Origin of the sequence: Flavobacterium branchiophilum NBRC 15030 = ATCC 35035, assembly GCF_002217205.1 — a bacterium.
Taxonomy (GTDB): Bacteria; Bacteroidota; Bacteroidia; order Flavobacteriales; family Flavobacteriaceae; genus Flavobacterium; species Flavobacterium branchiophilum.
In genome coordinates this window covers 1-24,761 of the sequence record NZ_MUGT01000039.1, presented here as the reverse complement: position 1 = coordinate 24,761, position 24,761 = coordinate 1, and the positions used below count along the sequence as shown (strand labels likewise).

General features: G+C 33.2%; 26 protein-coding genes. 20 read left to right on the top strand and 6 right to left on the bottom strand.

What is annotated here, in order from left to right; translation table 11 throughout:
* The first annotated feature begins 174 nt into the window (after window positions 1–174).
* From B0A58_RS05425 to B0A58_RS05375, 11 genes are all read left to right on the top strand, one after another.
* Window positions 175–1,569, top strand: coding sequence for an NADH-quinone oxidoreductase subunit N (locus B0A58_RS05425; RefSeq protein ID WP_089080185.1), 1,395 nt, complete (start codon window positions 175–177; stop codon window positions 1,567–1,569).
* Window positions 1,570–1,791: 222 nt separating this feature from the next.
* Window positions 1,792–2,217, top strand: coding sequence for a single-stranded DNA-binding protein (locus tag B0A58_RS05420; protein WP_014082818.1), 426 nt, complete (start codon window positions 1,792–1,794; stop codon window positions 2,215–2,217).
* A gap of 23 nt (window positions 2,218–2,240) precedes the next feature.
* Window positions 2,241–3,548 carry a gliding motility-associated protein GldE gene (locus B0A58_RS05415; RefSeq protein WP_014082819.1) on the top strand — a complete coding sequence of 436 codons (1,308 nt, stop codon included), beginning with the start codon at window positions 2,241–2,243 and terminating at the stop codon, window positions 3,546–3,548.
* Entirely contained in the window at window positions 3,549–4,112 is a 564-nt protein-coding gene (gldD, locus tag B0A58_RS05410; protein ID WP_089080184.1) for a gliding motility lipoprotein GldD, read from the top strand.
* Between the two features lie 383 nt (window positions 4,113–4,495).
* The gene (locus B0A58_RS05405; RefSeq protein WP_014082821.1) at window positions 4,496–5,524 is read left to right on the top strand and encodes a rod shape-determining protein; all 1,029 of its coding nucleotides are present in this window, start codon (window positions 4,496–4,498) and stop codon (window positions 5,522–5,524) included.
* Window positions 5,525–5,569: 45 nt separating this feature from the next.
* A complete protein-coding gene (gene mreC / locus B0A58_RS05400) occupies window positions 5,570–6,397 on the top strand; it encodes a rod shape-determining protein MreC (protein ID WP_089080183.1) in 828 nt (275 codons plus the stop codon).
* Entirely contained in the window at window positions 6,390–6,896 is a 507-nt protein-coding gene (locus B0A58_RS05395; protein WP_089080182.1) for a rod shape-determining protein MreD, read from the top strand. The genes mreC and B0A58_RS05395 overlap by 8 nt, the downstream gene beginning before the upstream one ends.
* Window positions 6,893–8,866: a penicillin-binding protein 2 gene (mrdA, locus tag B0A58_RS05390; RefSeq protein WP_243389447.1), complete on the top strand. Its 1,974-nt coding sequence runs from the start codon at window positions 6,893–6,895 to the stop codon at window positions 8,864–8,866. The genes B0A58_RS05395 and mrdA overlap by 4 nt, the downstream gene beginning before the upstream one ends.
* 62 nt (window positions 8,867–8,928) lie before the next feature.
* Window positions 8,929–10,185, top strand: coding sequence for a rod shape-determining protein RodA (rodA, locus tag B0A58_RS05385; protein WP_089080181.1), 1,257 nt, complete (start codon window positions 8,929–8,931; stop codon window positions 10,183–10,185).
* A gap of 437 nt (window positions 10,186–10,622) precedes the next feature.
* Window positions 10,623–12,083, top strand: a complete 1,461-nt coding sequence (locus tag B0A58_RS05380) for a DUF5687 family protein (RefSeq protein WP_089080180.1) — start codon at window positions 10,623–10,625, stop codon at window positions 12,081–12,083.
* A 112-nt stretch (window positions 12,084–12,195) separates the two neighbouring features.
* Entirely contained in the window at window positions 12,196–12,891 is a 696-nt protein-coding gene (locus tag B0A58_RS05375) for an ABC transporter ATP-binding protein (protein ID WP_089080179.1), read from the top strand.
* Between the two features lie 159 nt (window positions 12,892–13,050).
* Here B0A58_RS05375 and pgi read toward each other — a convergent pair whose 3' ends face one another.
* Entirely contained in the window at window positions 13,051–14,694 is a 1,644-nt protein-coding gene (gene pgi, locus B0A58_RS05370) for a glucose-6-phosphate isomerase (protein ID WP_089080178.1), read from the bottom strand.
* 96 nt (window positions 14,695–14,790) lie between these two features.
* Here pgi and B0A58_RS05365 point away from each other — a divergent pair, with 96 nt between their 5' ends.
* The 9 genes from B0A58_RS05365 (at window position 14,791) to B0A58_RS05325 (ending at window position 21,047) form a co-directional block, all read left to right on the top strand.
* Complete coding sequence (locus tag B0A58_RS05365; RefSeq protein WP_089080177.1) at window positions 14,791–14,994, top strand: hypothetical protein; 204 nt, start codon at window positions 14,791–14,793, stop codon at window positions 14,992–14,994.
* A gap of 209 nt (window positions 14,995–15,203) precedes the next feature.
* Entirely contained in the window at window positions 15,204–15,659 is a 456-nt protein-coding gene (gene rplM, locus B0A58_RS05360) for a 50S ribosomal protein L13 (protein ID WP_014082829.1), read from the top strand.
* Entirely contained in the window at window positions 15,659–16,045 is a 387-nt protein-coding gene (gene rpsI, locus B0A58_RS05355) for a 30S ribosomal protein S9 (RefSeq protein ID WP_014082830.1), read from the top strand. Before rplM ends, rpsI begins: the two co-directional genes overlap by 1 nt.
* A 208-nt stretch (window positions 16,046–16,253) precedes the next feature.
* Window positions 16,254–17,009 (top strand): 30S ribosomal protein S2, encoded by a 756-nt coding sequence (gene rpsB, locus B0A58_RS05350; protein WP_014082831.1) that lies wholly within the window; start codon window positions 16,254–16,256, stop codon window positions 17,007–17,009.
* A gap of 123 nt (window positions 17,010–17,132) precedes the next feature.
* Window positions 17,133–17,957: a translation elongation factor Ts gene (gene tsf / locus B0A58_RS05345; protein WP_014082832.1), complete on the top strand. Its 825-nt coding sequence runs from the start codon at window positions 17,133–17,135 to the stop codon at window positions 17,955–17,957.
* A 181-nt stretch (window positions 17,958–18,138) separates the two neighbouring features.
* Window positions 18,139–18,906, top strand: a complete 768-nt coding sequence (locus tag B0A58_RS05340) for an RHS repeat domain-containing protein (protein WP_089080176.1) — start codon at window positions 18,139–18,141, stop codon at window positions 18,904–18,906.
* Complete coding sequence (locus B0A58_RS05335; RefSeq protein ID WP_089080175.1) at window positions 18,903–19,451, top strand: hypothetical protein; 549 nt, start codon at window positions 18,903–18,905, stop codon at window positions 19,449–19,451. The genes B0A58_RS05340 and B0A58_RS05335 overlap by 4 nt, the downstream gene beginning before the upstream one ends.
* Window positions 19,452–19,724: 273 nt before the next feature.
* The gene (locus B0A58_RS05330) at window positions 19,725–20,609 is read left to right on the top strand and encodes an RHS repeat domain-containing protein (RefSeq protein ID WP_243389446.1); all 885 of its coding nucleotides are present in this window, start codon (window positions 19,725–19,727) and stop codon (window positions 20,607–20,609) included.
* A gap of 9 nt (window positions 20,610–20,618) precedes the next feature.
* Entirely contained in the window at window positions 20,619–21,047 is a 429-nt protein-coding gene (locus tag B0A58_RS05325; RefSeq protein WP_133063073.1) for a hypothetical protein, read from the top strand.
* Window positions 21,048–21,434: 387 nt separating this feature from the next.
* Here the strand turns inward: B0A58_RS05325 and B0A58_RS05320 are convergent, their stop codons facing one another.
* The 5 genes from B0A58_RS05320 to purH form a co-directional block, all read right to left on the bottom strand.
* A complete protein-coding gene (locus B0A58_RS05320) occupies window positions 21,435–21,764 on the bottom strand; it encodes a type II toxin-antitoxin system RelE/ParE family toxin (RefSeq protein ID WP_089080173.1) in 330 nt (109 codons plus the stop codon).
* Window positions 21,754–21,963 (bottom strand): hypothetical protein, encoded by a 210-nt coding sequence (locus tag B0A58_RS05315; RefSeq protein WP_089080172.1) that lies wholly within the window; start codon window positions 21,961–21,963, stop codon window positions 21,754–21,756. Before B0A58_RS05315 ends, B0A58_RS05320 begins: the two co-directional genes overlap by 11 nt.
* A 203-nt stretch (window positions 21,964–22,166) precedes the next feature.
* Window positions 22,167–22,469 (bottom strand): type II toxin-antitoxin system RelE/ParE family toxin, encoded by a 303-nt coding sequence (locus B0A58_RS05310; RefSeq protein ID WP_089080171.1) that lies wholly within the window; start codon window positions 22,467–22,469, stop codon window positions 22,167–22,169.
* Complete coding sequence (locus tag B0A58_RS05305) at window positions 22,459–22,686, bottom strand: hypothetical protein (protein WP_089080170.1); 228 nt, start codon at window positions 22,684–22,686, stop codon at window positions 22,459–22,461. The genes B0A58_RS05310 and B0A58_RS05305 overlap by 11 nt, the downstream gene beginning before the upstream one ends.
* Window positions 22,687–23,056: 370 nt before the next feature.
* Window positions 23,057–24,583: a bifunctional phosphoribosylaminoimidazolecarboxamide formyltransferase/IMP cyclohydrolase gene (purH, locus tag B0A58_RS05295; RefSeq protein WP_089080168.1), complete on the bottom strand. Its 1,527-nt coding sequence runs from the start codon at window positions 24,581–24,583 to the stop codon at window positions 23,057–23,059.
* Between the last annotated feature and the right edge of the window lie 178 nt (window positions 24,584–24,761).

The window sequence follows — 24,761 nt, the reverse complement described above, 5'->3', positions numbered from 1 at the left end:
TCAACGGGCCTTCATAAAAGGGAAAGTCCTTTTTTTTTTGAAAGAATAATTTTTTAGTATCAAAATAAGAATTTGTATTAGTAGTTTTTTATATATATTTGCAACAAAATTATTATTTAAAAATATATCATCAATTATGGCTTTTTGCCTTTCAAAACATACCAATAACAACAAATGATAACATTAATTGCTACGATAGGGTTAGGTGTTTTATGCCTTTTATTAGAGATTTTAGATTTTAGAAAAATTATAATTCCTATTACAATAATAGGCCTTTTGGGTATATTAGGATTCAATGCAATAGATTTATGGAGCATTGCTGCAGATTTTAATCAGTACAATAATCCAAAATATCATAATATGATCATGGTAGATGGGTTTTCAACCGGCTTTTCTACATTGTTTGTTCTTATCACTATTTTTTTAGTAGCATTAAGCCAGCCATTTTATGAAAATCACCAATCCAAACTTTCTGATTATATTGCTATAAAAATATTTTTGCTTTCAGGAGCCATTGCCATGGTGTCATTTGGTAATTTGGCCATGTTTTTTCTAGGTATAGAAGTTTTGTCCATCTCGCTTTATGTTTTGGCAGCTAGCAATCGCAATCAAATCAAAAGTAACGAAGCAGGAATGAAGTATTTTTTGATGGGATCCTTTGCCTCGGGTATTATCCTATTTGGAATATGTTTGATTTATGGTGCCATTGGAAGTTTTGATGTAGTAGAAATTAGCGAATTGGCACAAGGAACAGGACTTCCTGTTTGGTTTCCAATAGGTATTTCGATGATTACTATTGGAATGTTATTTAAAATTGCTGCGGTTCCTTTCCATTTTTGGGCTCCAGATGTGTACGAAGGAGCACCATCTTTGACAACTGCCACTATGAGTACGCTAGCCAAAGTAGTTGCTGTAGCTACTTTATATAAACTACTTACTGTTTTGCACGCCGATTTGACAGATGGTTTCAAAATAGTCATTTCGGTGGTATCTGTTGCATCCATGACAGTAGGCAACATTATGGCTCTTAAACAAGCCAATGTAAAAAGAATGTTGGCCTTTTCGGGAATTTCACATGCGGGATTTATGTTAATGGCCTTCTTAAATTTACAAAACGCTGCACCTAGCTTATTATATTATACGACAGCTTATGCACTGGCCGGAATAGCCGCATTTAGTGTTTTACTATATGTGTGTAAAAATAGAAATAATGAAGATCTTGTCAATTTTCAAGGACTAGGATCTACCAATCCATTGTTGGCATTAGTGCTAACAAGTGCGTTGTTGTCTATGGCTGGAATACCCATATTTGCTGGTTTTTTTGCTAAATTGGCCTTGTTTAATCAAACCATACAATCTGGATATTTGATTGTAGTTATAGCAGCTGTTATCAACTCGATTATAAGTGTTGGTTATTATTTTAAACTAATTTTTGTAATGTACACCAAAGAGGCAAACGAAACCCGAACAGGAACTCCAATTGTTTTATATACAGTAGCCCTAGTATCAATAGTATTAAATTTGTTGTTAGGTCTTTTTCCTTCAATTGTTTTAAACTTGTTACACTAATATAATCTTCCATTGTTATAAAATGGCTCTTGTATTAAAAACACATAGATGATATTCTATACGAATAAACAAGTTGTTACCTTATTCATAATAGGAATTAATGACTTAATTATCCATTAAAATTATAAAATTCTATGACTAAAACCATCCAAGTAAATTTGATGGTTTTTTTTGTTTTATATTTAAAAATCATTAACTTTGAACCAATTAATACAAAAAAAAATGAGTGGTACATTAAACAAAGTTATGCTAATTGGTCATTTGGGCGAGGATGTCAAATTACATTATTTCGAAAATGGCAATTGCATAGGCAGATTCCCGTTGGCAACAAATGAAACATTTACCAATAAATTAACCAACGAACGCACAACGGTAACCGAATGGCATAATTTAGTAGTACGAAATAAAGATGCAGAAATTTGCGAAAAATACCTTTCAAAAGGAGATAAAATTTATGTAGAAGGCCGAATCAAAACCCGCCAATGGCAAACCGAAGACGGAACTGTCAAATATACATCAGAAATACAAGTACGTGAATTTACATTTTTAACATCAAAAAAAGAAAGTGAAGCAAGGGCAGAATCCAAAAAAAACACTACTTTTGACAACGCTAACGTACCAAAACCAGAAAACGATTTGCCGTTTTAATTGTTGAACTAAATTTTATCCAGTTGGACCCAGAACCCAGTTTTATTACAACGCCCTATTTTGATGTCAATTTAATCATTGGATTGCTAGGCATTGTTGTTTTGCTTTTTTGTTCAGCTCTAGTTTCTGCTGCAGAAATAGCATTGTTTTCGTTGTCGCCAAAAGATTTGGAAAAAGCTCAAGAACTAGATCCTTTCAAAGCACAAACCATTCATAAACTTTTATCAAAACCCAAAAAGTTATTGGCCACCATTTTAGTTACCTATAATTTTATGAATATTGGGGTGGTGATGCTTTTTTCATTTATTGCCGAAGTGCTTTTTGTTACCATTACGCCATATTGGTTGCGTTTTTTGATAGAAGTAGTTGTAGTAACCTTTCTGATTTTGCTTTTTGCAGAGGTATTGCCCAAAATTTATGCCAGCAGAAACAACCTCAAATTCTCTTTTTTTATAGCCACACCACTCTCCATTTTGGACCAAGTTTTAACACCAATTAGCTTGCCCATGAGAGCCACAACGGTTTTTTTGACAGATCAATTGGGTAAACAAAAAACCAATTTTTCTGTAGATCAACTGTCTCAAGCCTTGGAGCTTACATCTACGGCTGAAACATCGCCAAAGGAACAAAAAATTCTCGAAGGAATTGTTAGTTTTGGCAATACCGATACCAAGCAAGTGATGAGTCCTAGAATAGATATTTTTGGACTTGAAATATCTAGTAGTTTTGCCGAAATATGCGAACAAATTATTGCAAAAGGTTATTCAAGAATTCCGGTATATCAAGATAATATAGATAATATTAAAGGAGTATTGTTTGTAAAAGACGTATTGCCTTATATAGACCAACAACATTTTGATTGGAAGTCTTTACTTAGAGAGCCTTTTTTTGTTCCAGAAAACAAAAAACTCGATAATTTGCTCAAAGATTTTCAAACCATGAAAAACCATTTGGCCATAGTTGTAGATGAGTATGGCGGCACCTCGGGTTTGGTTTCATTAGAAGATGTTATCGAAGAAATTGTTGGCGATATTAGCGATGAGTTTGATGACGATCCAATAAATTATACCAAAATTGATGCTCATAATTTTGTGTTTGAAGGAAAAATCAACCTTAAAGATTTTTATAGAATCATCGATTGCGACGAAACCCCTTTTGAAACACACAAAGGCGAAGCAGAAACATTAGCTGGATTTATACTTGAAATTTTGGGTAATTTTCCCAAAAAAGACCAAAAAATTAGCTTTCATAACTATATATTTACCATATTGGTACTTGATAATAAAAGAATCAAAGAAATTAAAATAACAATTGAAAATACTTTGAAATAAATGAAAAATAGCATCCTTATAATCCTAATATTTTTCTTGATGCCCTCTTTATTTACAGCTTGTCAAAAGGAAAAACTCCCAAAGCCTACGGGATATTTAAGATTGGATTATCCAAAAGCCCAATATGTACATTTTGAAAACCATTGTCCCTTTACATTTGATATGAATAGCGAGGCGATTATCAAAGAAAAGTCAAACTGCAATTTGGAAATAACCTATCCCAAAATGAAAGCAACCTTATATTTGAGCTACAAACCCGTTAATCAAAACATCAAATTGTTATTAAAAGATGCTCAAAAATTGACTTACGAACACGTAATAAAGGCCGACGATATATTAGAACAACCCTATTTGAATCCAACCAAAAAAGTGTACGGTATGTTTTATCAGGTCAATGGAAATGCGGCCACCAATGCCCAATTTTATGTAACAGACAGTACCAAACACTTTGTAGATTGTGCTGTTTATTTTTATGCAAAACCCCATTTTGACTCTATCATGCCTGCCGCAAACTATATTAAAAACGATATGCAAACGATCATCGAAACATTGCGTTGGAAATAAAACCTAACAATTTGATTTTAAATTTTTTACCACATTTATTTAAACCATTAGTGCAGATAACAGTATATCGGATTTTCGTTTTTATATAGATACCACATCAAGCCAAAAACAAACATCTTCGTATAATGACAAGAATAGGATTTTAAAAAAAATATTTAAAATAAACACTTAACGTTTAATAAAAATTATCAAAATAAATAGAATCCTATAAAAATGATTTTTATAAAAAAATAAAATAAGATTGATTTTATCGGTACTTTTAGCATTATGTCTTTAAAACAAATAAAATCTAAAATTAGCAACAAAAAAATTGTCGGATTGTAGTTTTAATTTATATATCTTTGCACGTAAAAATAATATGAATACTAACCCCTTATAAAATTATGGGATTTTTTGATTTTATGACCGAAGATATTGCGATAGACCTCGGTACAGCCAATACTTTAATTATTCACAACGACAAAGTTGTTATTGATAGCCCGTCTATTGTAGCTCGAAATCGAGAAACGGGAGCCATAATTGCAGTTGGTAAAGAAGCCAACTTGATGCAAGGAAAAACCCATCAAAATATTAAAACCATCCGACCATTGAAAGACGGGGTAATTGCCGATTTTGATGCCTCGGAACAAATGATAAAAATGCTTATCAAAAGCATACCCGCTTTACAAAAAAAAATGTTCCAACCCGCACTTCGAATGGTAGTTTGTATCCCATCTGGGATAACCGAAGTAGAAATGCGAGCCGTAAAAGAATCGTGTGAGCGTGTAAATGGGAAAGAAGTATATTTGATACATGAGCCCATGGCTGCCGCAATTGGTATTGGAATCGATATCATGCAACCCAAAGGCAATATGATAGTAGATATTGGTGGCGGAACAACGGAAATAGCTGTAATAGCATTAGGAGGTATCGTGTGTGATAAGTCTGTAAAAATTGCGGGCGATGTGTTTACAAATGATATTGTATATTACATGCGAACACAACACAACTTATTTGTTGGTGAAAGTACAGCCGAAAAAATTAAAATAGAAATAGGTGCCGCCATCGAAGATTTGGACTCGCCACCAGAAGATATGTCTGTTCAAGGACGAGATTTGCTAACCGGCAAGCCTAAACAGGTTGATGTTTCGTCGAGAGAAATTGCAAAAGCATTGGATAAATCGATTCAAAGAGTTGAAGATGCTATTTTAGAAACCTTATCCCAAACACCACCAGAATTGGCAGCCGATATTTACAATACAGGTATTTATTTAGCCGGTGGAGGCTCGATGTTGAGAGGTTTAGATAAACGAATTTCGTTAAAAACAGATTTACCTGTCTATATTGCCGAAGATCCATTAAGAGCCGTTGTGAGAGGTACAGGAATTGCCTTAAAAGGTTTAGCCAAATTTAAAAATATTCTAATTAAATAATTTTCAAATAACAATGGGTTATTTTATCATTTAGATTGAACAAAGATGCAGCAAATAGTAAATTTTTTAATTAAAAACAGTAATAACTTACTGTTTTTGTTGCTATTAAGTACTGGCTTGGGTTTTACCATTCAATCTCATTCCTATCATAAAAGTAAAATAATCAGTTCGGCCAATTTTGTAAGCGGAAATGTGTATAACGAATTGAGCAAACTAGACGAATACTTAAGTCTTCGTGGTCAAAATCAAGCGCTTGCTGCAGAAAACGCCCGATTGAAAATGCTATTATTTAATAAGAAAGATACTGTTGTACCCATCATCAACCCAAATTTAAGTGGCTTTCATCATACAGATGTTATTTTGGCCAAGGTTATTAATAATTCTTATACCCGACAAGAAAATTATTTGACCTTGAATGTAGGACAAAAAATTGGTGTCAAAACCGATATGGGAGTTGTAAACGACCAAGGCATTGTTGGAATCATCGAAAATACATCTGCTAATTTTGCAACTGTACAAAGTATTTTGAACGTCAATTCTAAAATAAATGCCAAGTTAAAAAAATCAAATCACTTTGGTACTTTAACTTGGAATGGTGAAAATACGGGTTTTGTACAATTAGTGGATATTCCAAGATTGGCCTCTGTAAAAAAAGGCGACACTATTGTTACGGGCGAACAATCAGATATTTTTCCTGAAAATGTTAATATTGGAATAGTAGAAAAATTATATACAGATGATGAAACCAATTATTTTACATTAGATATCAAATTGTTTAATGATATGACCAATTTAGGACATGTATATGTAATAAAAAAAGCAGTAAGTTTAGAAAAAAAATCATTAGAAGCCAAGACTACTAAAAATGAATAGTACTGTATTACATAATATGGCCCGTTTTGTGCTGCTACTTGCCGTGCAACAAGTGATTTGTAGCCGTTTGAATTTGGGCGGTTTTTTAAATCCATATCCCTATATTTTATTCATTATCTTATATCCAGTAAATAGCAATCGGAATGGCCTTTTATTGGCAAGTTTTGCCTTAGGTGTTTTTATGGATTTGTTTTCAAATTCAGGAGGGGTTCATGCAACAGCTTGTCTTGTATTAGCCTATATTAGACCATGGTTGTTTAAAGCCGCATTTGGATTGAGTTATGAATATCAAACCGTTAGGCTCAACGATGTCCTTTCGCCCGAAAGATTTTCATTTATTCTTTTAGCTGTAATGATACACCACTTGGTGTTTTTTATATTAGAATTGTTTAGCTTTTATTTGCTTTGGGAGCTGTTTTACAAAACAATATTGACTGCTGCATTTACAATAATAATAAATATATGTATTATTTATTTAATAAAGCCAAATAAGAGATGAGAAAAATGTTACTACCCGCTATTGTTATTGGAGCTGCGGTATTGCTTTTGATTAGAATTTTTTATTTACAAATTATTGATGATTCTTTTAAACTAAAATCGGAAAATAATGCCATAAAAATCAATTATAATTACCCTGAACGTGGCTATATTTATGACCGTTATGGCAAATTGCTTGTTGCCAATCAGCCTTCTTATGATATTATGGTTACTCCAAGATATGTTAAGGACATAGACACTTTAGAATTGTGTAATTTGTTGCATATTACAAAACAAGATTTTTTGCGAAAGCTGGAAAAAGCCAAAACGTATAGTCCCATGTTGCGTTCGGTATTTTTGCCACAATTGAACAAACAAGAATATGCCGCTTTTCAAGAAAAAGCTCGAAAATTTTCGGGATTTGAAATTCAAAAGCGTTCATTAAGAGATTATCAAGTGGCTGTTGGGGCCAATGTTTTTGGATTCATTACGCAAGTAAACGAACGAATTATTTCCAAACAACCCTACTATAAAAGTGGCGATTTGATTGGAAAACAAGGTGTTGAAGAAAGTTATGAAGAAATTTTGAGAGGTGTAAAAGGCGTTAAATACCTTCAAAAAGACAAATATAACCGAGAAATAGGATCTTATAAAGAAGGCAAGTTTGATACCGTTGCCGTGCAAGGAAAAGACATCAAACTTACGATTGATATTGAATTGCAAAAATATGGCGAAGCTCTTATGAAAAATAAAAGAGGCGGTATAGTAGCCATAGACCCCAAGTCGGGCGAAATATTGGCCCTTGTAACAGCTCCTTCTTATAACCCAGCTTTACTTGTAGGAAGAGAAAGGTCCAAAAATTACACCATGTTGTATAACGATTCGTTGGCAAAACCAACATACGACCGTGGACTTTTGGCAGAGTATCCACCAGGGTCGCCCTTTAAAATTCTTACAGGGCTTGTGGCACTTCAGGAGCAAGTAATCGATGAAGAAACAACATTTTTTTGCCACCACGGAATTGGCTTGGGAAGAGGTCATTTTATGAAATGTCATGGAGGTTCTGGTCCACACCAATTGCACAATGGTATTTATAGGTCATGCAATGCTTATTTTGCAAATGCTTATTTGCGAACTATTGGCAAATACAAGGCACCAAAAGCTGTTGATATATGGAGCAATCATGTAAAAAGTTTTGGTTTAGGTCAATTTATGGGATATGATTTGCCAACTGGTAGAAAAGGGCATGTGCCAGATGCCGCTTATTATAAAAAAGTGTATCCAAACGGAGGTTGGGGCGGAACTACTATTGTTTCAAATTCTATCGGCCAGGGCGAAATTTTGACTACACCCATACAATTGGCCAATATGATTGCTACTGTAGCCAACAAAGGCTATTATTATACACCTCATATTATTAAAAATATTGAAGGACAATTGATCGACATAAAATTCAGAACCAAACACCAAACAAGTATTGATCCAAAATATTTTGATCCTGTAATTTCTGGTTTGTTCGATGTATATAACCACGGAACTGCTCACGGACTTGGAGTGCCCGGTATTAATTTATGTGGAAAAACAGGTACTGCAGAAAATTATGCCAAAATTTATGGACGACGTGTAAAATTACAAGACCATTCTATCTTTGTAGCATTTGCACCCATGGAAAATCCTAAAATTGCCATTGCTGTTTTTGTAGAAAATGGAGGGTTTGGAGCCAATATTGCTGGGCCAATTGTCAGTTTGATGATAGAAAAATACATCAAAAAGAAAATAACCCTTACCAGATTAGAGCAACGCATGTTCAATACCAGTTTACAACCGCTTTACAACCGTTATGAAAATAAACCAACCGATACTATAAAAAAAGAAACTACTAAACCATTAGTACCAAAAAACACAAGCCCTGAAACAAAACCCGCAGTTAAACCTGCCGATAAGCCCAAACCTAATACCGTAGATGCCGAATTAGATTTAGGGAATCCATAACACCAAAACGACACCTAGTTTGTACTCTTAAAAATTATTGACCTTACAAAAATTAAAAGTTCATGAGAAATCAAAATGTTATTGGTAATATTGATTGGATTTGTGTATCCATTTATTTTGTATTGGTCATCATGGGATGGATGAATATCTTTTCGTCCACCTTAACTACGCCTTTAGAAGAAACTTTTATCTTCGATTTGTCGGAGTTGTATGGCAAGCAATTGATGTTTATTTTACTTACTATACCCATAATTTTGATGGTGCTGTTTGTAGAATCTCGTTTTTATGAAAAATATACCAGTATCCTTTATGTAGTTTCTTTATTATCATTACTAGGCCTTTTTGTTTTTGGCAAAACCATTGCCGGACAAAGATGTTGGTATGGGATTGGTAGTTTTACTTTGCAGCCGTCTGAATTTGCAAAAGCAGCAACCGCATTAGCATTAGCAAAATATTTGAGCGATGTCCAAATCAATTTAAAAAAAATGGACAGCCAAATCAAAGCTTTGGCAATTGTATTTTTGCCCGTATTACTCATATTGCCCCAGCCAGACCCAGGAAGTGCCATGATCTATTTTGTTTTCTTTTTTGTATTGTACAGAGAAGGTTTGCCCACTTGGTATTTGCAAATAGGTTTTTTAGCCATCCTATTATTCGTATGTGCTTTGGTTTTTCAGCCTATTTATATTTCGCTGGCGGTATTGCTATTGTTGATTATCCATTATGTCAAAAGCCGTAAAATCAACAGAAATCTCATTTTTAGTTCAATATTATTATTTTCAGTAACCAGCTATGTATTTTCGGTTGATTATGTTTTCAATCATGTTTTTAAACAACACCACCGAGACCGCTTCAATATTTTATTAGGCAAAGCAGTCGATATGAAAGGCATTGGCTACAATACCAATCAATCAAAAATAGCAGTAGGCTCTGGAGGCTGGTTTGGCAAAGGATACCTTGAAGGCACACAAACCAAAGGCGGTTTTGTACCAGAGCAACACACCGATTATATCTTTACAACTGTTGGCGAAGAGTGGGGCTTTTTTGGTTGTGTACTTGTTATTGGCTTATTTGTAGGGCTAATTATTAGAATATTATACTTAGCCGAACGACAACAAACCAAATTTAGTAGGGTATATGGCTATTGTGTTGCGGGCATTTTATTTATACACACCTTTGTAAATATCGCCATGGTTTTGGGTATTTTTCCAACCGTTGGAGTGCCATTGCCGTTTTTTTCCTACGGGGGGTCTGGCTTATGGGGCTTTACTATTTTGTTGTTCATTTTTTTGAAAATGGATGCTAAAAAAATATTTTAAGGCTCAATTCTAAATAAAGCACCCAATCAATAGCGTATATTTTGGGCGTTACCACAAGGGTCGGGCTATCCGTTCCAATCTTTTTTTGGGCGGGTAAGGGCAGAAAAAGCCCACACCCGCCCAAAAAAAGGATTTCCACTGCTATCCCTAACGCAAATTGCGGTAATATTAGCAATCAGCTAGTTTTATAGGTATATTTGGTATTAATTTATTTTAGCATTTTGTTTTGCACTATACATTGTTTTTATCAATGTAATGTTTTATATAGTAACTAATTAGTAGTAAATCAGCAGACACTGTATAGATTTTTTTTCCAAAACATAAAAGCACTAGTTACCGATAGACATAAAGCTTAAAATAATCAATAATGCTTTTTTTTACTTAAAAATTTGTAACTTTTTCAGATTCTTACGTACAAATAGAAAAAAGTATTTCGTATGTACAAAAAATTACTTTATCTCGAGTGGAAATCTTTTAGCCGGTCGGCTTCTTTTACTAAAAATGTAGCTTACAGTATTTTTTTAATCTGTATGGCTTTTGTGTATGGTGCATTGCTGCTTTTGATGGGAATAGGGGCTTATTATGCACTAAAACAAAATGGGTTAAACCCCTTATTTATGGTTAATAAATATTTGATTTATTATCTTTTGGTCGATTTAGTGTTTCGTTTTGGTTTACAAAAAATGCCCGTTGTGCATATCAAACAATTACTAACATTGCCTTTCAATAAAAACGGTATTGTTCATTATGCCATTGGCAAAACCATGGTGTCGTTTTTCAATTGGTTACATGCTTTGTTTTTTATTCCATTTTCTATTGTTCTAATTGTAGAGGGGTATGCCGTGGGGCAAGTTTTGGCTTGGCATTTGGCTATTATGGCCATTATCTATTGCTTGAATTTTGTAAATATTTTATTAGACAACAGTACCACTTTTCTAACATATTGTTTCGCTGTTGTCGCTACCCTTGCGGCATTGGAATATTATCAAGTATTTGTTATTTCAAATTATACTCAAGTTTTTTTTGATGCTCTTTTTAACCAATTCGGATTGTTTTTGTTGCCTTTAGGCTTAGCTGTTTTCTTGTATCGATACACCTTTCGTTTTTACAAAAAAGAATTGTATTTAGATGCGGGTTTAGCAACAAAAGTAGCCAATGCAACTACCGAAAACATGAAATGGCTGGACCAATTTGGACATTTGGGTACATTTTTGAAAAATGATATTCGATTGATCAAACGCAATAAACGGTCCAAAACAACCGTCATGATGAGCATTTTGTTTTTGTTTTATGGCATCCTATTTTTTAGAGAAAACGCCAACCAACCTCAAATTATGCACATCTTTGCCGGCCTCTTTGTGTCTGGTGGTTTTTTGTTTACTTTCGGACAGTTTGTTCCAAGTTGGGATAGTCAGCATTATTCGTTTATGATGACACAAAACATTCCTTATCGAGCCTATCTAACCTCAAAATGGTGGCTTATTGTTATAGCAACTACATTCAGTACGATAGTAGCCTCGGGATATATCTATTTTGGCATGCATGCTTATTGGTGTATAGTTGCGGGAGCTATCTACAATATTGGTATCAACTCACATCTTGTGCTTTTTGCGGGTGCCTATACTAAAACGCCTATCGATTTGGCTGCAGCTAAAGGGGCTTTTGGCGACAAAAAAGCTTTTAATGTACAAACGTTGCTCATCTCTATACCAAAAATGTTAATTCCCATATTGTTGTATGCGTTGGGCTTGTATTTATTTGATGCAAACACAGGTTTATTGTTAGTGGCATTTGTTGGAATATTAGGTTTTGCACTTAGAAATAGGGTTTTTACTCAAATTGAAAAAGTGTACCAATCAGAAAAATATAGCACAATTAGTGCTTATAAAAAATCATAGTGCCGCTACAACAAGTCGTTTGTGTCAATAAAAGACTAATAAAAGTTTAATAAATTCAATAATTAATTTTCATTTTTTAAAAAAAACATTAATCCATTCAAACTACAAATTGATGATACAGATACAAAATTTAACCAAAACATACAACGGTACTACGGTATTGAATATAGCACAATTAGAAATAAAAAAAGGAGAAAGCTTTGGGCTTGTAGGTAATAATGGTGCAGGAAAAACTACATTTTTTAGCCTTCTTTTGGATCTTATCAAACCCACAACAGGACATATCATTAACAACAATGTTAAGGTAGCTATTTCAGAAGATTGGAAGCCATTTACTACTTCTTTTTTAGACGAAAGTTTTTTAATTAATTACCTTACTCCCGAAGAGTATTTTTATTTTGTAGGCGAATTAAGAGGCATGACAAAATCTGATGTTGATACTGAATTGAATCAATTTCAAGATTTTTTTAACAACGAAATATTAAATAGCAAAAAATATATTCGCGATTTTTCTAAAGGCAATATGAAAAAAATAGGTATTGTAGCCACATTATTGGGCAAACCAGAAGTGGTTGTGCTTGATGAACCTTTTGCAAATTTGGATCCTTCGACCCAATTTAGATTAAAAAAAATCATCAAAGACTTGGCCGACAATCCCAATATTACCGTTTTAGTATCTAGCCATGATTTGACTCATACCGTAGAAGTTTCAAACAGAATTGTAGCCCTCAACAAAGGCGTTATTGTAAAAGACATCCAAACTACTTCTGAAACGTTAGCAGAATTAGAACAATTTTTTGCGGTATAACTATTGATAGTCAATTGTTTATACGAAAATAATGTTTTGATATCGGTTTGACATAACAAGAGGGTGGCCTAAAAGTATAAAAAATCAACTTTTTTGGACACCCTTTATCTGTAAATATATTTTGTATTTGCTTTATTTGAAGTAATTACATGTAAAAATTTATTTGTTTTTTAAATAATAATCCAATAAAAAAGCAGTCGAATGGTCATGTGCATTTATTTTACCAGTTTCAATTTCGGACAAGATTGAGTTGGCTAATTGTTTGCCAAGTTCTACTCCCCATTGGTCATAACTAAAAATATTCCAAATGATACCCTGAACAAATATTTTATGCTCATACATAGCAATCAATGCTCCTAAAGTACTTGGTGTTAGTTGTTGAATCAAAATAGTGTTTGTAGGTTTGTTTCCCTCAAAAATTTTGAAAGGAGTCAAAAAAGCTGCTTTGCCAGTAGCAAAATCATTTTTAGAAAATTCTGCTTGAACTTGATCATAATTTTTGCCATTGAGCAAGGCTTCGGTTTGAGCAAAAAAGTTAGACATCAGTTTGTTGTGGTGGTCTTCATTACCATATAACGATTTTACAAATCCAATAAAATCAGACGGAATCAGCTTTGTTCCTTGATGGATCAATTGAAAAAAAGCATGTTGCGAGTTGCTGCCAGGCTCTCCCCAAACAATAGTTCCTGTTTGATAAGTTACAGCATTGCCATTCCTATCAATGCTTTTGCCATTGCTTTCCATAATTCCTTGTTGCAAATAAGGAGCCAACTTTTGAAGGTACTGCGTATATGGAATAATGGCTTCACTTTCTGCTCCAAAAAAGTTGTTATACCAAACACTGATTAAGGCCAAAACTACGGGTATGTTGTGATCGAATGGGGTGTTTTTAAAATGTTGGTCCATTTTATGAGCACCGCTCAATAAATCGTCAAATTGATTGTAACCAATAGCCAAACTTATTGTAAGACCAACGGCACTCCACAACGAAAAGCGTCCGCCAACCCAATCCCACATTGGAAAAATATGATCGGGGTGAATTCCAAATAAAGTTACATTTTGAATATTAGTTGATACCGCCACAAAATGTTTGGCAACATCTTCTGGCGAAGCTTTTTGCAAAAACCATTTTTTTATGGTTTCAGAGTTTGTTAAAGTTTCTTGAGTTGTAAACGTTTTAGAAACAATAACAAACAAAGTGGTTTCTGGATTTAAGTTTTTGATAATTTCCTGTGCATGATCACCGTCTATATTTGAAACGAAATGAACATTCAAATGATTTTTATAAAATTGCAAAGCCTCGACAACCATTGCTGGCCCTAAATCAGATCCTCCAATTCCAATATTCACTACATCAGTAAAATTTTGATTGGTATATCCTTTTTTATTTCCAAGAATAATATCGTCTGAAAATTGTTTCATTTTAGCTTTTACGGCCGCAACTTCCAAAAGTACATTTTGATTATCTACCATAACGGCTTCGGCTTCGGTACTTCGTAAAGCCGTATGCAAAACAGCCCTGTTTTCGGTTTTATTGATAATTCCGCCATCAAAATATTGGTCTATGGCCTCTTTGAGCTGCACTTCCTTTGTCAAATCCAGCAAATGCTGCATGGTTTTGCTGTTTATAATATTTTTGGAATAATCTATCAAAAAATCATCCCATTGGATGTGGAATTTTGATGATCTGTCGGGGTCGCTTGCAAACATTTCCTTCATTGAAATAGTTTTCATTTCCTGAAAATGCTGTTCTAATAATTGCCAAGCACTCGTTTGTGTTGGATTGGTGTTTTGTAATGCCATTTTTTAGTTTTTTTTATAATAGTTGCTGTATTATGAAATGCAAATTTACAAATTAACTCTTAATGAAACGACATTAAAATCTATTTGCTATAAAAAGTGATTAAAGAAGAGGCTAAAATTGTACTTTTTGAACCAAATCGAAAATCCAAAACCAATCCAAAAACCTTGTGTAAATGGATAATAAAACCATTGCACTACAATACAAAGCACCATCAGGGTAGTTACAATCGGTGGCTAGAAAATGGAGGTATAAAAAGTCATCAAAAGGCTGGCAAATGCGGCGATTTAAAGAGGTATTGAATAGGAAAATAAACAGTAAATTACATTTAAAAACAGCTGTATCCTAAGTACAATTTTAGAATGGCATCATAAAAAAAGGTAACTCGTTGAAAAGCAATAAAAAAAGAAAATAAAAATAGGTTTTGTATTTAAAATAAATAATGTACTTTTGCAGTCCGAATTTCGCATAGTCGAATTTGGAATGGAATGTTTAATTAAAAAAATTTATTGTGAACGCATTAAGCTACAAGACAATTTCAGCAAACAAAGCCACTGTAACAAAAGAGTGGATAGTTGTAGATGCTGAGGGTCATAACTTAGGACGTCTTGCATCAAAAGTCGCTATGATTTTGAGAGGCAAGTACAAGCCAAGCTATACCCCCCACGTGGACTGTGGAGATAACGTAATAGTTATCAACTCAGAAAAAATCAACCTTACAGGTACAAAAATGAATGACAAAATTTACATGCGTCATACAGGTTACCCAGGAGGACAAAGAACTTTGACTGCAAAAGTACTACAAAGCAAAAACCCTGCATTGTTAGTAGAAAAAGCAGTAAAAGGGATGTTGCCAAAAAACAAATTGGGAGCAGAACTTTTTAGAAACCTAAATGTTGTTGTAGGTTCAGAGCACAAACAAGCGGCTCAAAAACCTAGAACTGTTAACCTTAATGATCTTAAGTAATGGGAGTTATTCACAAAATCGGTAGAAGAAAAACCGCTGTTGCACGTGTTTACGTTTCGGAAGGAACAGGAGTAATCACTGTAAACAAAAAAGAATTTGCAACATATTTTCCAACAGCTACCTTACAATACAAAGTATTACAACCAATGTCTATGACAGAAAACGTAAGCAACTTTGATGTAAAAGTAAATGTTTATGGAGGTGGAGCAACAGGTCAGGCAGAAGCTGTTCGTATGGCAATTGCCAGAGCAATGTGTGAAGTTGGCGAAGGAAATAGAGCCATCTTGAAACCACAAGGATTATTAACAAGAGATCCAAGAATGGTTGAACGTAAAAAATTCGGTCAGAAAAAAGCTCGTAAGAGATTTCAATTCTCTAAGCGTTAATATTTTCAGCTATTTTATAAAGGTTTTAAACCTTTTAAAAAGCAATTTAAAAAATTTAAAAACAATGTTGTTGTTGCCTACCGAGGTAGGAATTAGTTTAGCATCTAAATGAAACCGGGGTTAAAAAGTTTGAAACATCGAAATTTTTAAAACATCAAATCCAAAACGGAACATTGCTAATCAACAGAACGTAAACTAAGTAAAAAAAATGTCAAACAAAGTTGAAGTAAAAGAATTACTAGACGCAGGTGTTCACTTTGGACACATGACTAGAAAATGGGATCCAAATATGGCTCCTTACATCTATATGGAGCGTAATGGAATACACATTATCAATCTATATAAAACTGCAGCAAAAATTGAAGAAGCCAACGAAGCTTTGAAAAAAATTGCTGCATCTGGTAGAAAAATATTATTTGTTGCTACCAAAAAACAAGCCAAAGACATTGTAGCTGAAAAAGCAAAAGCTGCAAACATGCCTTATATTACAGAAAGATGGCCTGGCGGAATGCTTACCAATTTTGTAACTATCAGAAAAGCCGTTAAAAAAATGTCTTCTATTGATAAAATGAAAAAAGATGGTACATTCAACACACTTTCTAAAAAAGAACGTTTGCAAGTAGATCGTCTTAGAGCAAAATTAGAGAAAAATTTAGGTTCAATTGCAGACATGTCAAGATTGCCAGCTGCATTGTTCGTTGTAGATATTAAAGCTGAGCATATTGCAGTAAAAGAAGCACAAAAATTAAACATTCCAGTTTTCGCTATGGTAGATACAAACTCTGACCCACGTGAGGTAGATTATGTAATTCCAGCCAATGATGATGCTTCAAAATCAATCGACAAAATTTTATCTCTTGTAACAGCTGCCGTAATTGACGGACTTTCTAACAGAAATGCTGATGCAAAAGAAACTGAAACAGTAGCCGAAGTAGCAACTGAAGCTCCTGCAACAGAAGAATAAATCAAACAAATTTAAAGATTGAAAGATTTAAGTTTTGAAAAACTACGGCCTTTAAATGGAGTTTTGTTTTTTAAATTTTTAAATTTTTCAATCTTTTAATCTTTAAATTAAATTATAAAAAATATGGCAACAATTACTGCTGCAGACGTTAATAAATTAAGAACAATCACAGGTGCAGGAATGATGGACTGCAAAAAAGCTTTGGTTGAAGCAGAAGGAGATTTTGATTTGGCAATCGAAAACTTACGTAAAAAAGGACAAAAAGTAGCCGCTAACCGCTCTGACAGAGAATCTACTGAAGGTGCTGTTATTGCAGCTGTAAATGCTGATAAAACGGTTGGTGTTGTAGTATCTTTGAACTGCGAGACAGACTTTGTTGGAAAAAACGAAGGATTCGTAAAATTAGCTACTGATTTTGCTGCTTTAGCTTTGAACTTTGACACTAAAGAAGCTTTTTTGGCTGCCGACTACAACGGTATTACAGTAGCCGAAAAGTTAATCGAGCAAACTGGTGTTATTGGTGAAAAAATCGAAATTGGAGCTTTTGAAAGATTAGAAGGTGCTTTTATTGGTTCGTACATCCATGCTGGAAACAAAATTGCAACGCTTACGGCCCTATCAAAAAACATAGAAGGAGCAGACGAAGTAGCCAAAAACATTTCGATGCAAGCCGCTGCAATGGCACCAATTGCTTTGAATGAAGATGGTGTTGATGCTGAAACTATTGCTAAAGAAATCGAAATTGCTAAAGACGTTCTACGTCAAGAAGGTAAACCAGAAGCGATGTTAGACAATATTGCTAAAGGTAAATTAGCCCGTTTCTTTAAAGACAATACATTAGTAAACCAAGATTATATTAAAGACAACAAATTGAGCGTTGCGGCTTATGCCAAAACATTAGACAAAGATTTAGTTGTTACTGGATTTAGAAGAGCTGCGTTAGGCTAATCAAATACCAAAACCATTTTAAATAAAACCATTTCATACCTTTTGAAATGGTTTTATTTTTTTACTAAACATTTCAATAAAATTATACCGTTTGTTTGTACTTTAGTTTACAATCTGTCTAATAAATTTGGTACACGGTAGGCCTTTGGAGCCTTTGTAAGTAGCAATTATAGTACTAACTTTGTGGGCAAGGTATTATGACCCGTGGATTAGTATTTGGGCGAGTGTAGATCCGTATCAATTTGATGGCACTTATTGGAACGGAGACCATAACGGCGGTTTTTATAACCAATTTAATTATAATAGTTATGGGTATTGTTATGATAATCCAGTAAGACTAATTGATCCAAATGGTAAACAAACAGATGTTGTAAATAGAAATGTTATTTTCTCTGTAGACAAAGATGTTCAAATTGACAAGAGTTTAAGAGGTAGAGAAAGATTAGATGCAATCAGTCATGTTAGGGTAAATCAAAATATTATTAATTCTGCAAAGAATCAAAAACTTGAAACAGGAACATTTCATGTTTATGGTCATGGATGGGATGGATACTTTGCTGTTTTTGATTATCCTGGTACTAGGTCTGGATCTTATACGGGAGTTTATAATTCTGAGAATTTAAAAAGTTGGTTTAGTAAATATAAATTTGATTCTTCTATTTTAGATAAAGAAAACAATATTTTAATTTTCCATAGTTGTAAGTCAGGAGAAGAACAAATAGGAATAGCGTTAAAAATATCTAAAGAAAAACAAAATATCATTACAGTAGGTGCTTCAGGCCCTGTGTTGTATTCTAAAAATGGTGAAATTGGAACGGCAAGCAATGGAGGAAGTAAAAAAGAGAAGTGGAATGTGTTTAAAGGAGGAAAAAAAATACACTCCTTTAATTGGGATTGGAAGCCAAATAAAAATGACATCATGAAATTATTTAAGAAACAAAAGTTATGAAAAGTATAAAAAAAAATGTTTTATTTTATTTTTTAATATTAATTTTATTTAATAGTTGTAAAAAAAGCACTGTAATAAATTTTGACGAAGTTTATTATTATAAATATTTTTTCAATGCAAGAAGTGAGGTGACAAGTCCAAGAGCGACAAAATTCATGAATATATGTAATAATGATACTGTTTTTGATAAAAAAGATTACTTAAATCTCCAACATTTTGGATTTAAAGGAAAGAGAATAAATAATCAGTTTATACATGAATTAAATTCTATTTTTGTAAATAAAAAAGAGTTGGTTAAAGAGGATTATAAATGTCTAAATGCTTATTGTGATATTTTAGTTTTTTTAAGACAAAAACAAATAGTTGGTGTAGCTAAATTTGATTTTAAATGTAACAATTGTATGTATAATAATTTTGATAATGAAATTGACAACGTGTTTATCAAGAATAATTGTTCAGATTTTGAAAAAATATTTGAAAAAGCATATGAAGAAGGAGATAATATCCCCGCTGTCGCACTAACCCTTTCGGGCGGTGGTATTTAAAACAATAAAAAAACATTAAAACAAACAGTTCATAAGTAAGTACTCCTAGCTCCCCCTTCGGGGGCTGGGGGGCTTTGGTAGTTCCAATTATATTACTAACTTTGTGGGCGAAGTTTCGCAACACAGCGAGTACTTTGCATTTGGGGAAATAAAATTCATCGAACTCCAATAAAAAATAAAATCGATGTGAGATAAACGTTCATTGAAGAGCATAAAAACTCACACAACTCACCGTATAAGTTTAACGGTAAAGAACTTGATGAGGAAAGCGGTTTGTATTATTATGGGGCAAGGTATTATGATCCGAGGATAAGTATTTGGGCGAGTGTGGATCCTTTAGTTGAACAAACTTCTTCAAGTTACGGATATTGTTATCAAAACCCGGTTAATTTAGTTGATCCAAACGGAAAGATTCCGATTGTTCCAATGTTGATTAAATTTGGAGTTGGTGCTTCTGTTGATATGATGGCACAAATGACAATGTCTTATTTATTTGATTCAAGTGTAAATACTTGGGGACAAGCGTTTGACAAAGTCAATTGGAAGCAAGTTGGGATTTCAGGTGCCCTTGCAGCTATACCTTGGAATGCTCCAGGCGGTAAATGGGGTAAAGCAGGTTTTGCTGGAGCAACTGATGTAATGACTAATGCACTAAGCCAAGACGATTATAGTTTAGAACAAGCAGGAACAGATTTTGCTTTAGGTTTTATTATACAATTAGCTGGAGGAAAATTTGCGGATTTTTGTTCTAAATACGGTAGTAGCAATGTTGCAAAAGGTTTAGTTACAAAATTAGGGATGGCTACAAAAAAAGTTCATTCTCTAACGGGTGTTTGGCATAGTGCTACTGATGGAAATTTTGTAGGTAAATTAGCATATCAATTAGGAGAGTTAGTTGATGATATCGATGTTAATTATAAATTTTCTGGAGGTGCAGGAGATGTTGATATATCAACTAAAAATTTCAACATTGAAGTGAAATCTGGCAATAAGATGAAATTAAATCAATCGCACAAAAATTCACAATACGCAAAAGACCAAGGAAAAGGATATTTACTTTACATGCCAAAAGCAACAAAAAAGCAAATACAAGAAGCAGCTAATCAAGGCGTAAGAGTAGTTACCAACCCTGCAGAATTAAAAAAGATAGTGAAATAAATTAAGAAAATGAAAATACTAACTTTTTTTGCTAAAGACAAGTCATTAATTGATGTATTTAAAGTGTTTTTATTAACTTACACAAAGTTAATGAAAGATTTTGAAGACAAAGACACTATTTATTTTATAAATTCAAAAACTAAAAGAAATGAAATATATTTTCATTTCATTTACAATGATAGAAAAATGGAGTTTATTCGTGATTATTCTGTAACTAATCAAAAAATCATCGAAAAACATTTTGATGATGAAAATTTCTATTTTTTTGACATCCAATATAAGGATGTGTTATTTTTGAATTCATTACTTATTGATTATAAAAAATATATTGCCAATGATGATAAATTAAATGGTATGGTGTTATTAAGTAACGAAAATAATGAGATAGAGATTTTTAACCCCAGCCCCCCCCCTGATTACTATGATTCAACCAAGTAAAAATTCATAAAAAATTTGAGTTTTTTTTACAAGTAATTTAATTTTTCAAACCCCGTTAGAGTTCAAATGTTAACAGGGTTTTTAACTTGAAACTTGAAACCAAATAAACTTGAAACAAGCAACAAAAAGTCAACTGAAAAACTATTTGTCTATTGTAATCCCGGTAGAGCCGATAGCCTCCCGCAGTCCCGAGAAGCCCACAACCCCCAAAGGAGGAGTTGTTGGGTCGTGATTATTGGAGCGTTATTATTATTTTATATTTTTTTGGAAGTCTTTTATAAAGCGGTTGTGTGCTTCTGAAAAAAATTCCGATAGCTGGTGCACGAATCCTTTCGTGTACCTACTAAATAAAAAGTAAAATGCTACTTAAATTTGGCATTTGTTATTTTATAACCCTAAACTTTCAATCATCATTTTGAGTTCGTTGGGTTTTAAGTTTTCTTTTTCTCCTTTATCGTATATAGTAAGAAGATAAACTGTTTCAGTTTGAACATAAACATAAGTTATGGCTCTAGCACCACCACTTTTACCTTTTCCTTTGCTTTCTATGGCGACACGGATTTTATAACAATTGTTGGCTATAAAAGTTCCTGCTTCGGGGTTTTTATTTATTTCTTCAATAAGTTCTTTGTACTCATCTTTGAGCGATGGAAATTTTTTAACCAGCCGTTTTAATTCTTTTTCAAACCGAGAGGTTGGTAAAATGCTATAGCTCATTGAATAAATCTTGAGCGGTTTTTAATTTAATTTTTCCTTGTTTGTGTAGTTGCACTTCGTTTGAAGCTTCTTTTAAGTCTTCCCAAAGACTAATTTTTTCATTAGACATTGGTTTTACTTTTTTTACAAATGCTAAACTACGCAACACTTCGAGTGCGAAATTTAATTTATTGTCTGGTACCTCTATTACTACTTTCATGGTTAACGTTTATAAAGAAATATTTATTGCAAATTTAACTAAATAAAAACACTAAAATAACCTTATTTTTTAACATAACTATTTTTTTCTGGTTCTTTTAGGAGTTCCCCCGCTGGTGCACGAATCCTTTGGTGTACCAACTAAATAAAAAGCAAAATGCCAAGTAAATGTGGCATTTGTTATTTTATAAAAAACTGTAAAAATTATAATCTTTTAGCCCAAGTATCTGGATTTATTGAAGTGTGGAAAATACCTAACACGTATATAGTATTTTGTTTTACGTTATACTGATAATGTATAGTGTACGGAAAAGTTTTAACAACAGCTATTTGTACATCTTGGTATCTTACTTGTATTGTTTCGGGGTTTTCAGCAACGTAGTTTATTTTATCTTTTACATTTTTCAAGAATGTTGCTCCTAAACCTTTTTGAGATGTATTGTACCAATTAACGGCTTCTTTAATATCTTCTTTAACAAAAACAGCATATTTAATTTTAGCTCTCATTTTCTAGATCTTTCCAAAATTGGTCTTCATCTATTAATAAGTTTGGATTTTGTTTTATGGCTTCTATTCGCCCTAAAACAATATCTTTTTGCCAATGCGGAACATCATCTTCTGAAGGCAGAATGATTACTTCCACTCTACGAGCATTAAAATTATCAGGAAGTATAACCTGAAAAGTATGGTCTTTCACATCTATAAATTGTCTTATAGCGTCCATAAATAAATTGTTTAATAATACACAAAAATACAAAATAAACAAATACAAAATTTATTTTAGAAAAAAAGTCAGCTTAATATTGTTTCTTCTAAATTAGGTACAACAACCAATTTAGGTAAGTTTTTACAAGAATGGACGTTGATAGAAAATAGTAGTGGCGAGGCACCTATAAATTTGGTAAGCACTAGCCACGACCAATTGACTGTGGCTGAAGCTGGAGTGAATCATGTTTACTCACTTTTTTTAGGACAGTATCAAGAAAAAAAAACCAAAATTCACTTATTTGTAATGAATTTTGGTTTTTTTAAATTTTTTATCCAAACTAATGTGAACGTCCTTTTGTTTATACATGGACTTAATTTTTATATAATTAATGTTTGAAATGACGTGTTCCTGTGAACACCATGGCTATATTGTTTTCATTGCAATAATTGATACTCAATTCGTCTTTTATAGAGCCACCAGGTTGAATTACTGCCGTAATTCCCGCTTCTTTTGCTAAAGCTACACAATCTGGAAATGGAAAAAAAGCATCGCTAGCCATAACAGCTCCTTGTAGATTGAAGCCAAAGGTTTGGGCTTTTTCTACGGCTTGTTTTAAGGCATCTACTCTTGAGGTTTGTCCTGTTCCAGAGGCTATTAATGTATCGTTTTTGGCAAACACAATGGTATTGGATTTGGTATTTTTACAAATTTTTGATGCAAATATCAAATCGTTTATTTCTTGTGGAGTGGGTGTGGTATGGGTTACTGTTTTCAAGTCTGTTGCAGCGTCTGTTTTGGTATTTCTATCTTGAACTAAAATACCATTTAGGCAGGTTCGCACTTGTTTTTCGGGCAATGGGACTTCGTTTAGAATCAAAATGATTCTGTTTTTCTTTTCGGATAATATAGTGAGGGCTTGTTCATCAAAACTTGGTGCAATGACTACTTCACAAAATAAGCTGTTAATTTCTTGAGCTGTTTCAAAATCGATCGGGCTATTTGCAATAAGTACACCTCCAAAAGCCGAAGTAGGATCGCAGGCAAGTGCGGCTAAATATGCGTCTTTTATGGTGTTTCTAGATGCTAATCCGCAGGCATTATTGTGTTTGAGAATTGCAAATGTTGGTTTTTCGTTTTTAAATTCAGATATTAATTGTACTGCTGCATCTACGTCTAACAAATTGTTATAAGATAATTCTTTGCCATGTACTTTATTGAACATTGAGTCAAATTCACCAAAAAAATAGCCTTTTTGGTGTGGGTTTTCTCCATATCTTAATATTTGTCCTTTGTCAAAACTTTGTTTTAAAATGGTTTCGTCTTCATTAAAATAATTAAAAATGGCAGCATCGTAATGAGAAGATACATGAAAGGCTTTTGTGGCCAATAATTTTCTGTTGGCTAATGTTGTAGCACCTTGTTGAGCAGTAATCATGTCCATCAAAACAGGATATTCGTTTACGGAGGCTACTATTGCAGTATCTTTAAAGTTTTTGGCAGCGGCTCTTATTAATGAAATGCCGCCTATATCTATTTTTTCTATAATATCGTACTCGCTGGCACCAGAGGCAACTGTTTTTTCAAAAGGATATAAATCAACTATAACCAAATCTATTTGTGGAATATCAAAAGTTTTCATTTGCTCTGCGTCCGAGGCGTTGTCTTGTCTGTTTAAAATACCTCCAAATATTTTGGGATGCAACGTTTTTACTCTGCCTCCAAGTATCGAAGGGTAGCTTGTAACGTCTTCGACGGCTATAACAGGAATACCTAAACTTTTTAAGAATTCCTCTGTTCCGCCAGTTGAATAAAAGGTTACATTCAAATCATGTAATTTTTGTACTAATGGTGCTAATCCTTCTTTTGAAAAAACCGATATAAGCGCTGATTGAATTGTTTTTGTTGTGTTCATTGGTCTAGTTAGAGTTTAAGGTGCAAAAGTAGTTTTTTTGTAAACAAATTCAAATCAATTAACAGCCTTTTTGTGTTATTGGTCATTTGATACTTATGGGGTTTTGATACAGTTGTTTTTTAGGTTTATTGTTTAAAAAATAAAATTCTAAAAAACAAGTTATTATACCAAATATACA

Bases quoted from the DNA above. Each gene is read 5' to 3' on its own strand.
- B0A58_RS05425 (WP_089080185.1), top strand. From the start codon at position 175: ATGATAACATTAATTGCTACGATAGGGTTAGGTGTTTTATGCCTTTTA.
- B0A58_RS05420 (WP_014082818.1), top strand. From the start codon at position 1,792: ATGAGTGGTACATTAAACAAAGTTATGCTAATTGGTCATTTGGGCGAG.
- gldD (WP_089080184.1), top strand. From the start codon at position 3,549: ATGAAAAATAGCATCCTTATAATCCTAATATTTTTCTTGATGCCCTCT.
- B0A58_RS05405 (WP_014082821.1), top strand. From the start codon at position 4,496: ATGGGATTTTTTGATTTTATGACCGAAGATATTGCGATAGACCTCGGT.
- mreC (WP_089080183.1), top strand. From the start codon at position 5,570: ATGCAGCAAATAGTAAATTTTTTAATTAAAAACAGTAATAACTTACTG.
- B0A58_RS05395 (WP_089080182.1), top strand. From the start codon at position 6,390: ATGAATAGTACTGTATTACATAATATGGCCCGTTTTGTGCTGCTACTT.
- mrdA (WP_243389447.1), top strand. From the start codon at position 6,893: ATGAGAAAAATGTTACTACCCGCTATTGTTATTGGAGCTGCGGTATTG.
- rodA (WP_089080181.1), top strand. From the start codon at position 8,929: ATGAGAAATCAAAATGTTATTGGTAATATTGATTGGATTTGTGTATCC.
- B0A58_RS05380 (WP_089080180.1), top strand. From the start codon at position 10,623: ATGTACAAAAAATTACTTTATCTCGAGTGGAAATCTTTTAGCCGGTCG.
- B0A58_RS05375 (WP_089080179.1), top strand. From the start codon at position 12,196: ATGATACAGATACAAAATTTAACCAAAACATACAACGGTACTACGGTA.
- pgi (WP_089080178.1), bottom strand. From the start codon at position 14,694: ATGGCATTACAAAACACCAATCCAACACAAACGAGTGCTTGGCAATTA.
- rpsI (WP_014082830.1), top strand. From the start codon at position 15,659: ATGGGAGTTATTCACAAAATCGGTAGAAGAAAAACCGCTGTTGCACGT.
- rpsB (WP_014082831.1), top strand. From the start codon at position 16,254: ATGTCAAACAAAGTTGAAGTAAAAGAATTACTAGACGCAGGTGTTCAC.
- tsf (WP_014082832.1), top strand. From the start codon at position 17,133: ATGGCAACAATTACTGCTGCAGACGTTAATAAATTAAGAACAATCACA.
- B0A58_RS05335 (WP_089080175.1), top strand. From the start codon at position 18,903: ATGAAAAGTATAAAAAAAAATGTTTTATTTTATTTTTTAATATTAATT.
- B0A58_RS05325 (WP_133063073.1), top strand. From the start codon at position 20,619: ATGAAAATACTAACTTTTTTTGCTAAAGACAAGTCATTAATTGATGTA.
- B0A58_RS05320 (WP_089080173.1), bottom strand. From the start codon at position 21,764: ATGAGCTATAGCATTTTACCAACCTCTCGGTTTGAAAAAGAATTAAAA.
- B0A58_RS05315 (WP_089080172.1), bottom strand. From the start codon at position 21,963: ATGAAAGTAGTAATAGAGGTACCAGACAATAAATTAAATTTCGCACTC.
- B0A58_RS05310 (WP_089080171.1), bottom strand. From the start codon at position 22,469: ATGAGAGCTAAAATTAAATATGCTGTTTTTGTTAAAGAAGATATTAAA.
- B0A58_RS05305 (WP_089080170.1), bottom strand. From the start codon at position 22,686: ATGGACGCTATAAGACAATTTATAGATGTGAAAGACCATACTTTTCAG.
- purH (WP_089080168.1), bottom strand. From the start codon at position 24,583: ATGAACACAACAAAAACAATTCAATCAGCGCTTATATCGGTTTTTTCA.